Consider the following 13,031-nt stretch of genomic DNA (forward strand, 5'->3'; position numbering starts at 1 on the left):
CCGGGACATCATTAATTCAATGTAGCCAGTACTGCTCCTGATTCCACTGCATCACCTACTGCTACATCAATGCTGGCTACGGTTCCCGCCTCCGGAGCTACAACCGGGATTTCCATTTTCATCGCCTCGATCACAACGATCGGTGCTCCTTTTTCTACCTGCTGTCCGACAGCTGCCTCTAATTTAAATACTTTTCCTGCCGCACCTGCTGTCACTTTGACATTTCCTGTCCCTGCTGCTTTCTTCGGTGCCGGGGCTGCCTTTGGTGCCACTGGAGCTTTCTTCTGTACCGGTGCCGCTGGTGCTGCTCCTGCTGCTTTCTCCTCTACTGTCACATCATATACATTTCCATTTACTGTAATTGTATAACTTTTCATCTTCAAATTCCTCCTGAATTAATTCCATTTATTTGATTTTCTTCTGCGGATCGATCTTACCACAAATCCGTCAGACACACTTTCATCTGCCGCTGCAATCGCCGCTGTAATTACGGCCACAAGTTCTTCATCATCGGTTAACTCTTCTTCCACTACAGGAACTTCCGCCTTTGGCACTTCTTTTACCGGTGTTTTGTTTTTTTCTGTCTTCTTTGTAAACTTTTCCTGAAGCATTGGTATATATTTCAAAAGTGAGATTACAAACGCAAGGAAGATCAGAACAAGAAATACAGTTCCCATTCCAAGAATGGTATTCATTCCGGCTTTCTTTAAAATTTCTCCGGTTGTATAATCTGCCGCAATATCAAGTGATTCTATATTGAGATTCTCGTCAAACTTAAATTCCAGCGTTGCTTCCCGCTCCTCATACACTGCCTCTGTAGACACAACTACACCAGAATCCGAACCTTCAAACTGATATTCGCCATGTTCTACATATTCTCCACATTCTTTTTCTGCCGCTTCCCAGGCATCCATCATAGAAATAAGCACTTCTGGTTCAATTGGCGCATTCGCTTCAGACATGATCTTATTGATCTGATATTCCGATGCCTGCCGATAATTATCAAATGCTTCCTCATCCATCACTTCAAAATTTGCAATGATAAACTGTGTCACATATGTAAGCTGTGTTTCATCATATTCCAGTTCTTTCTTACTTCCACATCCGGTAAAACTAAGTGTCAGAGCCAATGCACCGATTAATAAGCTGATTCTTTTTTTCACTTTGCTTCACCTCTCTACACTGTTCCATGTTTTTTTGCCGGGCGATCTTCTCTCTTTGTAAATAACATTTCAAATGCACCGACCAGATATTTTCTTGTATCTTTCGGATCGATCACCGCATCTACATATCCTCTTCCTGCCGCAGCCAAAGGACTTGTCTGCATCGCTTCATATTCTGCCGCCTTCTGTCGGATCACTTCTGCACTCTCTTCTGCATACATGATCTTGGCAGCAAGATTCGCATCCATCATTCCAATCTCTGCCTGTGGCCATGCATATACCAAATCTGCTCCCAACGCCTTGCTGTTCATTGTTATATAGGCACTTCCGTATGCTTTTCCGATGATGACATTCACTTTCGGTACAGTCGCATTTGCAAACGCATATGTAAGCTTTGCCACAGAAGAGGCAATATTTCTCTCCGAACACATTGTTGCATGATATCCTTCTACATTAGTAAGAGACAATACCGGAATATTGAATGCGTCACAGAAATTTACAAAATCTGCTGCTTTTCTACATCCACGTACACTTAAGCCACCGTCAAATTCTGCTTCCACATTTCCATCTTCATCATAGACCTTGCAGCGGTTTGCCACTGCACCGATCGTCACACCGTTGAGACGGATAAATCCTGTTACCATTTCTTTTGCATAGTCTCTTTTTGTCTCAAAAAATACATGATTATCTGAAAGAGTGGAGAGCACGACTGCTGTATCTTCCGCTGCATTTTCGATCGCATCACAGAGACGATTCAGATCATCTGTACATTCGTCATAAGAGTTATCGTCTTCATTATTTGCCGGCAAAAGACATACAAGCGAACGGATTTCTTCTAAGATTTCCTCTTCTGTTCCGGTTCCATCTACCAGACCCGCTTCCTCACTCTGGAATTTTGCAGAAGATGTATCACACTTTGTAATAACATTTCCTTCCAGTGCATTTGGAGAATTCACAAATAATTTTGCATGTTCTTTCTCCATAAACGTAAAGTCTGTCAGAGAAGGGATCACTGCAAGTCCTCCCCCACATGTTCCGAAAATTGCTGTGATCTGTGGAATTACACCCGATGCCAGTGTCTGTTTCATATACAGAGTTCCAAATGCATGGAGCGCATCCGTTGCTTCCTGAAGTCGAAGTCCCGCACAATCTACAAGACCGATTACCGGAGCTCCCATCTTCATCGCAAGATCATAGATTGCGGCGATCTTCTTTGCATGCATCTCACCGATCGCCCCCTGCAATACAGAGGCATTCTGGCTGTATACATACACGAGGTTCCCATCAATCACCCCGTATCCAGTCACAACACCGTCTCCCGGAGTTTCTTTTGTCTGCATGTTGAAATCAGTCGTTCTCGCTTTAACAGCAGCACCGATTTCAACAAAACTTCCCTCGTCAAGCAAAGCGGCAATTCTTTCGCTTGCGCGGTTCTCTGTTGTTTCGTAACTCATATCTTTTAGCCCTCCAATTTCTAAAATTTCATAAAGTTTAGCCAAATTTTCTGCCTATTATATTATATAATACTGCTTAAAAAATAGCAATTGCTTTTTGATATTTTTTTCACATATTCAACTGAGACGTCCTCCCTCAAAATATCCTCTTCCATCATGCTGATTTTTTCACTTCTTCTTTCTTTGTTTTTGTATATTTTGTTTGATTCCACTCACGATTATGATACAATAGAAAAGGCATGAAACGGGGACATCTTTTTGTTCCCGCACATTATAAAATGTATCTAAGGAGGAAATAGAAATGAGTGTAACAGACAGAATTGCAAAACTCAGAAAACTCATGGAAGAGAGAAAGATGGATGCCTATATTATCCCATCCGCTGACAATCATCAAAGCGAATATGTAGGAGAACATTTTAAAGCCAGAGCGTTTATCTCCGGATTTACCGGTTCTGCCGGAACAGTGATCATCACAAAAGATGATGCAGGTCTCTGGACAGATGGACGCTATTTCATTCAGGCAGAAAAACAATTAGAAGGAAGTGGAATCAGACTTTTCCGTATGGCAGAACCTGATGTCCCTACAAAAGAAGAATATTTGGAATCGGTTCTTCCAGATCACGGAGTGCTCGGATTTGACGGAAAAGTCATCGGCGCTTCCGAAGGTCAGAATTATGAAGAAGTATTAAAAGAAAAAGCAGTCTCCATTTCCTATGACGAAGATCTGATTTCCTATATCTGGGAAGATCGCCCGGCTCTTTCAAATGCTCCGGCATTTTTATTGGATCTTGCATACGCAGGAGAAAGTACCGCCTCCAAACTGGAACGTCTCCGTGAAAAAATGCAAGAAGCTGACACGACAGTCCATATTCTTTCTTCTCTTGACGATATCGCATGGCTGCTCAATATTCGAGGCGGAGATGTTATGTATACTCCTCTTGTGCTGAGCTATGCTGTGATCACGATGGAGGACGTACATCTGTTTATCAACGAATCCAAATTAAATCAGGAAATTTTAGATAGCTGGAACGGGCTTTCTGTCATCTTACATCCTTATGAAGAAATCTACACATTTGTAAAGACGTTAGATGAAACTTCTCATGTGCTTTTAGATCCTTCCCGGATCAATTATGCGATCTATAAAAATCTCCCTGACGCAACAGAAAAAGTGGAGAAGCCAAATCCAACAACAGCATTTAAGGCAATCAAAAATGAGACAGAATTGAAAAATATCCGCGCAAGCCATATCAAAGACGGGGTTGCTTTCACAAAATTTATGTATTGGCTTAAGAAAAATGTAGGAAAGATGCCGATCACAGAGCGCAGCGCCTCTGACAAACTAGAAGAGTTCCGCAGCCAGCAGGCGGGATTTATCAGTCCAAGTTTTTCTCCGATCGTCGCATACAAAGAACATGCTGCCATGATGCATTACAGCGCTACTCCGGAATCTGATTATGAATTGAAACCGGAGCACTTCCTCCTTGCAGATACCGGCGGAAATTATTATGAAGGTACCACAGACTTGACTCGTACAGTTGCTCTTGGACCGGTCAGCGACGAACTGAAGACACACTTTACAGCTGTTGCCCGCGGTATGATGAACCTCGCAAGAGCAAGATTTCTATATGGCTGCCGGGGTGTGAACCTTGATATCCTCGCAAGAGAACCTATGTGGTCTCTGAATATTGACTACAAGTGTGGCACCGGACATGGAGTCGGTTACCTTCTAAACATTCACGAAGGACCTGCTTCTTTCCGTTGGCAGCTATCCCCTTCAGGCCTGCCACCAGCAGTGCTCGAGGAGGGTATGGTCATCACCGATGAACCTGGAATCTACATTGAAGATTCCCACGGAATCCGTCTGGAAAATGAACTCGTTGTGCGCAAAGGTGAAAAAAATGAATTTGGCCAATTCATGGGACTGGAAAATGTTACAGTCGTTCCGATTGACTTAGATGCGATCGTACCGGAAGATCTGAATAAAGACGAACGCAATTATCTGAACAGCTATCACAAATTTGTATACGAGACACTTTCTCCTTATATGACAGAGGAAGAAAACGAATGGCTCAAAGTATACACAAGGGAAATCTAACTATCATAGATTCCTGCCGGAGCTAAGCACAGCAGGTTGCCATAGTCAAAGGGCACCTAAGATCTTTTTTGCTGATCTTAGGTGCCCTCTTTCAGTCTTCTTTCTTTTTTACAATCTTCCGTCTTCATTCAAAAAATAGTATCCGCTGATTTTTTGAAAGATCCATCGAAAATTTATTTTTTCGACGTTCTCCTGGGCTACGATCGGGTATTGCTGAAGTACTTCCCCGTCCAGAATATAGCGAACCGTTCCAAGCTTCTCATATCTTTCAATCGGCGCTTGCACTTCTTCCTGCAATTCTACAACAGTTTCAATTTCTTCTTCTCGGTGCAAAAGAACTTCCACCGGACTGTTTTGAATCTTCTCAATCTTTACCGGAACATGTGCTTTCTCAAAAAGATTTCCGCTGGTAGGAATTCCCGCCTTCACAGTTACATCACGGAGGGGTTCTTTCCCGGCAAATGCCTCCCGTAGCTCATAATTTTCCATCCCATATGTCATCAATCGCTTGGTATCTGCCCATTTATATCCTTTATTGTTCGGCCATCCGCATCCAAGCAAGGCAACCACAAATGTTCTTCCCCGGCTTTCAAGCGCGCCGACATAGCAATACCCCGCCTTCCCGGTAAATCCTGTCTTTCCGGATAACGCTCCATCCATCATTGTCAAAAACGCATTGTGATTCTGGCAGGAAAACGAACGATGGCAATCTACATCCATAAAATGATAGCTTCCCTTCTGAGTAATTGAAAGAAAGCTCTCCTTCTTCGGAGATTTCAAAATACAGTAACTCATGATCCTGGCCAAATCTTCCGCTGTCGTTGAATGTTCTCCGTTGTCATCCGAAGCATCCAGCCCATTAGGTGTAATAAAATATGTATCCCTGCATCCGATTTCTTTTGCCTTCGCATTCATTTTATCCGCGAATGCCTGCACACTCCCCCCAATATGTTCCGCGATTGCTACTGCACTGTCATTGTGCGATTCCAACATCAAGGAATATAGAAGATCTCTCAGATAAAACTTTTCATCCATCTGCATCCCCAGATGTACTTTCGGCTGTCTCGCCGCATTTTCTGACACATTCACAACATCTGTAAGATTTCCTTCCTCCAATGCCAGAATACATGTCATGATCTTTGTCGTGCTCGCCATCGGCTTTTTTTCTGAACCGTTCTTTTCAAATAAAACACGCCCATTGTCCGCGTCCATTAAAACCGCTGACTGGGCGTATAACTGTTCTATCTCTTCTTTCGCACTGACAGGGGAACTGACCAGCAAAACTCCTGTCAAAATTCCGATCAAAACTTTCTTCATAAGCATACACCTGTTGTTCTGTTAGTTCATTGTATGATTAGAAGTTCCCGAATATGTCCATCTGAATCTCTTTTGATCAGACATCCAGTCGATCTTTGATCTCCCGCTCTGCCTCTTCTTTGAAATCTTCCAGCTGCTCTGGTGCAATGCTTGGAAGCTCCTCCACCGACTGCACTCCAAATCGTCGCAAAAATTCTTCGGTTGTGCCAAATAGCAGCGGTTTCCCCGGCGCATCCAGCCTCCCCACTTCACACACCAGATCATATTCCACAAGTTTATTCACCGCATGGTCTGACTTCACTCCCCGGATCTTCTCGATCTCAATTTTTGTAACCGGCTGCTTATATGCCACGATTGCGAGTGTCTCCAGCAGGACATCTGTCAGCACATGTTTCTTCGGCTGTTTCGCAACTTGAATCAGATAGTCATATAACTCTGGCTTTGTACAGAGCTGATAAGAATCCTCCAGTTCGATCAACTGGATTCCCCGCTCTTTCTTTTGATACTGTTTTTTCAGTTCTTCCAAAAGTCTTTTTGCTTCTGTCTCATCTTTCCCGATCGCAGATGCAATTTTTGAAAGGCTCACGGACTCCCCCATTGCAAAAAGGATCGCCTCCACAGCCCCTAGCAGTTCCTTCTCAGTTTTCTTTTCCACACTATCTGTTCCTTTCTTGTTATCGTACAATTTTTCCTTTTTAATGCTTCACTTCTCTTTTGCCATGCTACATCATAGAAGTGATCATAATCTCCGCAAATGTTTTTTCTTGTGTAATCTGTATCTTACCTACTTTCATCAATTCCAGTACCGCGAGAAACGTGACAATCACATGCATCTTGCTGCGCTGTCTTGCCAGAAGCTGACGGAAACTAAAGTACCCATTCAACATTGCATACTCTTCCACATAGGACATCTTATCAGAGAGCGTCACTTCTTCTTTCTCAATCGTTCCAAATTTACTGCGCACCGGATCCATCTTATCTGCCTTTTTCCGCATCACTTCCTGAAAAATCTGATTCAACCTGCGAAGATCCAAATCTCCCAGAAGTTCATCCAGATTTACCGGTTCGGTATACTCCTGCACTTCCTGTGGGATGGCAGCCTCCTTAAATAACACTCTGTCTGAATCCATTTCCCGATCCCGAAGTTCATAAGACATATATTTGTACAGCTTATACTGCAGCAACTGTTCCACCAGCTCCTGCCTAGGATCTTCCTCCTCCCCTTCTTCATTCACCTCTTTGGGAAGAAGCATTTTCGACTTAATATCCAAAAGAGTCGCTGCCATCAGAAGAAACTCGCTCATAATATTCAAATCTGTCCGTTCCATCTCACGGATATACTCCATGTACTGTCTTGTAATTTCCACGATGGGGATATCATAAATATCAATCTTATTTTTGTCAATCAAATGCAAAAGCAGATCCAGTGGCCCTTCAAACACTTGCAGCTTTACTGGTATTCCCATTACTGTCTTCCTTTCATATGCAGCACAACTACTTCCGGTGTGTTAAACAGCCTAACCGGTATCGTATGTTCTCCAATCCCTCTGCTTACAACCGTCGTTGTCTGCCCTTCTCTGTAAATCCCCCCACTGTAACGCGGAAAGATCTTAAGCTGTGGCGTAATGACAGCTCCAAGAAACGGGAGCCTTACCAGCCCTCCGTGAAAATGTCCTGAAACAACAAGATCTGCCTTCCACTCTTTGTATGCCGGCACATGTGACGGATTGTGGGCGATTAAAATCTGATAACTTGCCCTGCTTGCCTTTCCAATCCGCTGTTCAATCTCCGCTTCTGTCACTTTGTGATACTTCCTTTTTGCATACCCCTCATACGGAATCTCCAATCCGGAAATCGTAAACAGATCACCATTCCACTCTCGTACAACCGAACGATTTTCAAGGAAGATTACCTGTTCTGCACTCAACTCTTTCTTGTATCGCTCATAGACATGACTATAATTTGCCGGATTTTCCTTCATCCGCTGCTCATGGTTGCCATTCGCATAAAATACCGGACAGATATTTGCAAGTGATTTCACAAATTCCATCGCTGGCTTTGGATATACCCCCTTTTTCCCCACTAGCATATCCCCTGCGATCAGAATTGCATCTGGTCTCTGCTTTGTAATTGCATACAGCAGTCTTTTATTATGTTTTCCATATACTTTATTGTGAAGATCACTTAGCAGGACAAACTTTGTCTCTTCCCCCACAAGCTTTGGGGCTGTCACCGTATAATGTGTGACTTTAAATGTGTGGATTTCACGTATCATCTCCAATACACAAAGAACTGCTACCACCGCAATAATCTCTAGGACCTTTACAATTTCTCTTTCCATATCTGTTCCCTTATCCTCTTTCACTGTCTCATTTCATCTCACAGCAATGCTGATTTGTCTTCCATTATATAATTTTTCTCAGCGTTTTACAACCAAAAGCTTTTCAGCACCTTTTTCAGCACATGTCCATAAGTAATCTTATCTATCTTCTCTGTTGTTCTGACCGGCACAGTTCCAATTGTTTCTTCCTGCAGTGTATACACAAGTTTTCCTACCGTTGTTCCCTTCTTTAGCGGTGCAGAAAGCCCTTTTTTTAACACTAGTTTTTTCTGTATCTCAGACAAATTTGCTCCGGTCGTATCCACATACTGAAATATTGCTTCCGGCTCGATCCTCACTTTTTCCTTTGTCCCCCCATCCACTTTTACCGCCTTTAATCCACCTTTTTCTTTGTCCACATACTTTGTGCATTTTCCAAATCCATAGTTTAAAAGTGTTGTCGCATCCTTTACGCGCATCTTAGAATCCGGCGCCGCCATGATCACCGCGATCAGATCCATCCCATCCTTTCTTGCCGTGGCAGAAATACAGAATTTTGCTTTACTTGTAGATCCGGTCTTAAGCCCTGTGGCATATGGATAATGACGTACCAGTTTATTTGTGTTTGACAAACCAAATTCGCTTGTTCCCTTGTTTGTTTTATGCGTAATATTTTCCATCCAGATCATCGAATATTTTTCAATCTCCGGATGCTTTGTAATTAATTCTCTGGACATCAGTGCAATGTCGTAAGCAGTCGTCAGATGTCCATCCGCATCCAAACCATTGCAGTTTACAAAGTGAGTATGCTCCATCCCCAGCCCTTTTGCCCTCGCATTCATCTGCTCTACAAAAGCTTCCTCACTTCCGGATATGTATTCGGACATCGCCACACATGCGTCATTCGCACTTGCAACTGCAATGCACTTTAACATCGTATCTACCGTCTGCACTTCTCCGGGTTCTAGAAACACCTGGCTTCCTCCCATGGATGCTGCATACTCTGACACAGTTACTTCGTCTTCCAACTTTATCTTTCCATCCTCCACTGCATCCAGGATTAAAAGCATCGTCATAACTTTCGTCACACTTGCAGGCGGGCGTTCCTCCTCCTTCTGTTTCTCATAAATAATTTTTCCGGTAGATGCCTCCATCAAAACGGCGGACTGTGCTGTCAGTTCCAGCTCATTTTTCTTTTCTGACTCTACCTCTTCCTGCAATACTTTCCCGTCAGGCGGCATCGCGCAGACAGTCCCGGTACATAAAATAACGCTCAATACTACTGCCAGAATTGTTCTCATTTTACAACTCCCTTTGATTTCGTCTACTACCATTGTAAGCATTGTGTGAAAGATTTATGACTGTTCCTACCGTTCTTTCTCTTTGAGTTCTCCTTCCCTGTAAGCCCGGATCAGCTCTTTTAATTCTGCAATTCTCTCTTTCATCTTGTTCCCATTGTCAGTATCCCCGACAAGCTGACGCCTGTCTGTATATTTTACTGCCACCTGTCTAGAAACGATATCTCTCTCCTCATGGATCGCCATCTCTGCCGATTCAAACGGTTCATGTGCTGTCAGTGTCATGCCATAAGAATTATAGATTAAAGTATACCCCGCAATTCCGGTCTCCTTGTGGTATGCCCTTGAAAATCCTCCGTCAATAATCAATACCTTACCACCACATTTTACAGGGCTCTCCCCTGAGCTCTGATGCACCGGCACATGCCCGTTGATAATATGTGCATCTTCCCCCTCAAGACCAAATGCTTCCAGAATCCGCTCAGCAGTACTGCTCTCTTCTAAAAATCGGTAATATGCATTCTTCTTTTCCAAATGTGCTTCCGGTTCTGCAATCAGATACCTTTCAAATGCAGCCATCTTGCTTCTTCCAAACAACGGAGATTTCGGTCCACTCCAGAGATACCATAAAATATCCTGTCCCTTCTTTCGCTCACCTTCTTCCAAGGCAACAAAAGCTTTTCTTACATACATTTCAAGCACATCATAAAGCTTTCTCCCCTGATAAAATGTTCCAAAAATATTGACTTTCTCAAAGCTGCCGTCTTCTTCCAGCGGAATACACCCATGATAGAGCAGATTGTGATTATACACCTTGTAAAGACTTCCATTCTTTAAAAGCAGCTTAACATGTCTTTGCAGTTTTTCACAGTTTTGAAACGCTGTTTTTAGTTTCTCCATGATTTCCCGTTCACCTTTGCTTAAACGATATGGTGCTTCTTCAGAAATCGTAGGAAAGCTCTTGTCTTTTAACCGATATTCTTTTCCCTGTATGATCACAGTTCCCTTCTTCTTATCGAGTGTCTCAAGAAAACATCGGTCTTCCATATCAAAATCAGGATGCTCCCTCAGAAGCATTTCCTCCAGTTTAAACTGAATTATCGTAATCGCTTTGTGCATTCTTCTCTCTAACAGAGAGGAGGAATCTGTTTTTCCCTCTCTCCCTTTCACAGCGAAACATACACAGGGGTCTTCTCCATAGATTTCCATTGCAAATGCAGCTAACGGAAGCAAATTAATACCATATCCATCTTCCAGAAGATCTAGATTGCCATAACGGAGACAGATTCGAATCACCGTCGCAATACATGCTACATTTCCCGCAGCGGCTCCCATCCAAAGGATATCATGGTTTCCCCACTGGATATCAAACGAGTGATACGTCATAAGACAGTCCAGAATTTTATCCGGTGCGGGTCCTCTGTCAAAAATATCGCCAATAATATGCAGATGGTCGATCACAAGTCTTTGGATCAGCTCTGACATCACAATGATAAAATCTTCTGCCTTTCCAATCTCCAGTATCGTTGTGACGATTGATTCATAGTACGCACCTTTATTCAGCACCTCTGATTTCTCTGTGATCAGTTCTTCAATGACATATGCATAGTCCGCCGGAAGTGCTTTTCTCACTTTTGATCTTGTATATTTTGAGGAGACTGTCTTGCATATTTCAATCAATCGATACAATGTGATCTTGTACCAGTTCTCCATATCTGGCTCTGTTTTTTTGATCTCAGCAATCTTTTCTGCCGGATAATAGATCAAAGTTGCCATCGCACACTTTTCTGCCGTACTCAGTGTATGGCCAAACACATCATCAATCTTCTTTCTAACCGCTCCTGATCCATTGCGCAGCACATGTGAAAATGCCTCAAACTCTCCGTGAATATCTGATATAAAATGTTCAGTTCCTTTTGGAAGGTTTAAAATCGACTGGAGATTGATAATCTCTGTGGATGCCTTTCCAATTGTCGGATATAATTCTGCAAGATATTCTAGATAATTTTTATTGTTTTGTTCCATGTTTCTTCCTTTCATTCTTATTGATTTTCTCTGTACTGCCAGTCCCCACAAGCAGGATATGAGATAGCTAAAATAGCAGGGATTTCCCCTGCTATTTCAGCTTCTCTACTCTCTCCTGCACCGTCTTATTAAAATTCTCTACTTTTCGATTATATGGTTCATTCATATATTTTGAATGCAACATAAAGTCTGCCGTCGCCAGATTGTTTGCAATCGGAATGTCATATACGACTGCGATACGCAAAAGTGCCTTCACGTCTGGATCATGTGGCTGCGCTTCTAACGGATCCCACAAAAAGATCATAAAATCAATATTTCCCTCAACAATTTTTGCACCGATCTGCTGATCTCCGCCAAGCGGTCCACTGTTATATCCCTTAACCGGAAGTCCTGTTTTTTCAGCGATCAACCGGGATGTCGTCCCTGTTCCACAGAGAAAATGTCCTTTTAAAATCTCTTTATTCTTATCGCACCACTCTACCAGTTCTTTTTTCTTTCCATCATGTGCAACTAATGCAATATGTTTTGCCTTTCCAATCTCAAATGTAACATAATCATCCTGTAACATAAGCGTCCTCCTTTTATTTAGACTTTTTCTCTTTCTTCTACACAAGCCGCAGCTTTTTCAATCGCGTTTCAGCTTTATTATACACAATTTTTCTCTATTTAGGAAGCCCCTTACTGTTTTGCGACAATCTCGCCTTGTTTTTTGTAAATACTTCCCGCTGGAATCACTCCGCGCACCATGGAAAGAGGATAAATGTTTGTATGACTTCCAATCACACTTCCTGGATTCAGCACACTTCCGCAGCCGACTTCCACCTCGTCCCCCAGCATTGCCCCGAATTTTTTCAATCCAGTCTCAATCGTCTTCTCGCCGACTTTCACTTTCACAAGTGATTTATCTGACTTTACATTTGATGTCACTGCCCCGGCACCCATATGAGATTTGTATCCAAGAATTGAATCGCCAACATAATTATAATGCGGTACCTGTACTTTATTGAATAAAATTACATTTTTTAACTCTGTGGAATTTCCCACAACAGCTCCTTCTCCCACGATAGCATTTCCCCGGATAAATGCACAATGTCTGATCTCCGCCTCTTTTCCGATGATCGCCGGACCATGAATATTTGCAGTTGCTGCAACCTTTGCTGATTTTGCAACCCAGATATCCTCTCCTATCTTCTCATATTCCGTCTCTGGCAATGTGCTGCCAAGTTTCACGATAAATGCTCCAATCTTTGGAAGCACTTCCCACGGATATGTCACTCCCGCAAAAATCTCACTGGCAATAGTTTCTTTCAATGTATACAGTTCTGTTACTGTCATCTGCTCCATATCTTCTTTCCTTTC

12 protein-coding genes are annotated in these 13,031 nt (G+C 42.7%); 1 reads left to right on the forward strand and 11 read right to left on the reverse strand.

The annotated features are described in order from the left end of the window. Nucleotides 1-11 precede the first annotated feature (11 nt). From ACGG81_RS08390 to ACGG81_RS08400, 3 genes are read right to left on the reverse strand one after another with little or no spacing between them, the layout of a single operon-like run. The gene (locus ACGG81_RS08390; RefSeq protein ID WP_008975274.1) at nt 12-377 is read right to left on the reverse strand and encodes a biotin/lipoyl-containing protein; all 366 of its coding nucleotides are present in this window, start codon (nt 375-377) and stop codon (nt 12-14) included. Between the two features lie 18 nt (nt 378-395). Beyond that, nucleotides 396-1,163 (reverse strand): OadG family transporter subunit, encoded by a 768-nt coding sequence (locus ACGG81_RS08395; RefSeq protein WP_009262067.1) that lies wholly within the window; start codon nt 1,161-1,163, stop codon nt 396-398. A gap of 14 nt (nt 1,164-1,177) precedes the next feature. Further along, nucleotides 1,178-2,617: an acyl-CoA carboxylase subunit beta gene (locus tag ACGG81_RS08400; protein ID WP_009262068.1), complete on the reverse strand. Its 1,440-nt coding sequence runs from the start codon at nt 2,615-2,617 to the stop codon at nt 1,178-1,180. A gap of 301 nt (nt 2,618-2,918) precedes the next feature. Between ACGG81_RS08400 and ACGG81_RS08405 the strand changes: the two genes are divergently transcribed. After that, complete coding sequence (locus ACGG81_RS08405) at nt 2,919-4,712, forward strand: aminopeptidase P family protein (protein ID WP_008975270.1); 1,794 nt, start codon at nt 2,919-2,921, stop codon at nt 4,710-4,712. 108 nt (nt 4,713-4,820) lie between these two features. On the opposite strand, the gene ACGG81_RS08410 is transcribed toward ACGG81_RS08405, so the two are convergent. From ACGG81_RS08410 to ACGG81_RS08445, 8 genes are all read right to left on the reverse strand, one after another. Next, entirely contained in the window at nt 4,821-6,029 is a 1,209-nt protein-coding gene (locus ACGG81_RS08410; protein ID WP_009262070.1) for a D-alanyl-D-alanine carboxypeptidase family protein, read from the reverse strand. Between the two features lie 76 nt (nt 6,030-6,105). Continuing rightward, nucleotides 6,106-6,684, reverse strand: coding sequence for an SMC-Scp complex subunit ScpB (scpB, locus tag ACGG81_RS08415; RefSeq protein WP_009262071.1), 579 nt, complete (start codon nt 6,682-6,684; stop codon nt 6,106-6,108). 67 nt (nt 6,685-6,751) lie between these two features. Further along, complete coding sequence (locus ACGG81_RS08420) at nt 6,752-7,495, reverse strand: segregation and condensation protein A (protein WP_009262072.1); 744 nt, start codon at nt 7,493-7,495, stop codon at nt 6,752-6,754. Continuing rightward, the gene (locus ACGG81_RS08425; RefSeq protein ID WP_120090891.1) at nt 7,495-8,370 is read right to left on the reverse strand and encodes a metallophosphoesterase; all 876 of its coding nucleotides are present in this window, start codon (nt 8,368-8,370) and stop codon (nt 7,495-7,497) included. The genes ACGG81_RS08420 and ACGG81_RS08425 overlap by 1 nt, the downstream gene beginning before the upstream one ends. A gap of 86 nt (nt 8,371-8,456) precedes the next feature. After that, a complete protein-coding gene (locus ACGG81_RS08430) occupies nt 8,457-9,650 on the reverse strand; it encodes a D-alanyl-D-alanine carboxypeptidase family protein (RefSeq protein ID WP_016440645.1) in 1,194 nt (397 codons plus the stop codon). Between the two features lie 66 nt (nt 9,651-9,716). Further along, on the reverse strand, nt 9,717-11,672 hold the full coding sequence (locus ACGG81_RS08435) for a fructose-1,6-bisphosphatase (protein WP_120090823.1): 1,956 nt from the start codon (nt 11,670-11,672) through the stop codon (nt 9,717-9,719). A gap of 91 nt (nt 11,673-11,763) precedes the next feature. Then, a complete protein-coding gene (locus ACGG81_RS08440; protein WP_009262076.1) occupies nt 11,764-12,240 on the reverse strand; it encodes a methylglyoxal synthase in 477 nt (158 codons plus the stop codon). 110 nt (nt 12,241-12,350) lie between these two features. Next, nucleotides 12,351-13,016 carry a UDP-N-acetylglucosamine pyrophosphorylase gene (locus tag ACGG81_RS08445; RefSeq protein ID WP_120090892.1) on the reverse strand — a complete coding sequence of 222 codons (666 nt, stop codon included), beginning with the start codon at nt 13,014-13,016 and terminating at the stop codon, nt 12,351-12,353. Nucleotides 13,017-13,031 lie beyond the last annotated feature (15 nt).

Source organism: Faecalimonas umbilicata, from assembly GCF_042846195.1.
GTDB classification, from domain to species: domain Bacteria; phylum Bacillota; class Clostridia; order Lachnospirales; family Lachnospiraceae; genus Faecalimonas; species Faecalimonas umbilicata.

Coding starts and splice junctions, on each gene's coding strand:
- ACGG81_RS08400 (WP_009262068.1), bottom strand. CDS start 2,617: ATGAGTTACGAAACAACAGAGAACCGCGCAAGCGAAAGAATTGCCGCT.
- ACGG81_RS08435 (WP_120090823.1), bottom strand. CDS start 11,672: ATGGAACAAAACAATAAAAATTATCTAGAATATCTTGCAGAATTATAT.
- ACGG81_RS08405 (WP_008975270.1), top strand. CDS start 2,919: ATGAGTGTAACAGACAGAATTGCAAAACTCAGAAAACTCATGGAAGAG.
- ACGG81_RS08430 (WP_016440645.1), bottom strand. CDS start 9,650: ATGAGAACAATTCTGGCAGTAGTATTGAGCGTTATTTTATGTACCGGG.
- ACGG81_RS08410 (WP_009262070.1), bottom strand. CDS start 6,029: ATGAAGAAAGTTTTGATCGGAATTTTGACAGGAGTTTTGCTGGTCAGT.
- ACGG81_RS08390 (WP_008975274.1), bottom strand. CDS start 377: ATGAAAAGTTATACAATTACAGTAAATGGAAATGTATATGATGTGACA.
- ACGG81_RS08425 (WP_120090891.1), bottom strand. CDS start 8,370: ATGGAAAGAGAAATTGTAAAGGTCCTAGAGATTATTGCGGTGGTAGCA.
- ACGG81_RS08420 (WP_009262072.1), bottom strand. CDS start 7,495: ATGGGAATACCAGTAAAGCTGCAAGTGTTTGAAGGGCCACTGGATCTG.
- ACGG81_RS08445 (WP_120090892.1), bottom strand. CDS start 13,016: ATGGAGCAGATGACAGTAACAGAACTGTATACATTGAAAGAAACTATT.
- ACGG81_RS08440 (WP_009262076.1), bottom strand. CDS start 12,240: ATGTTACAGGATGATTATGTTACATTTGAGATTGGAAAGGCAAAACAT.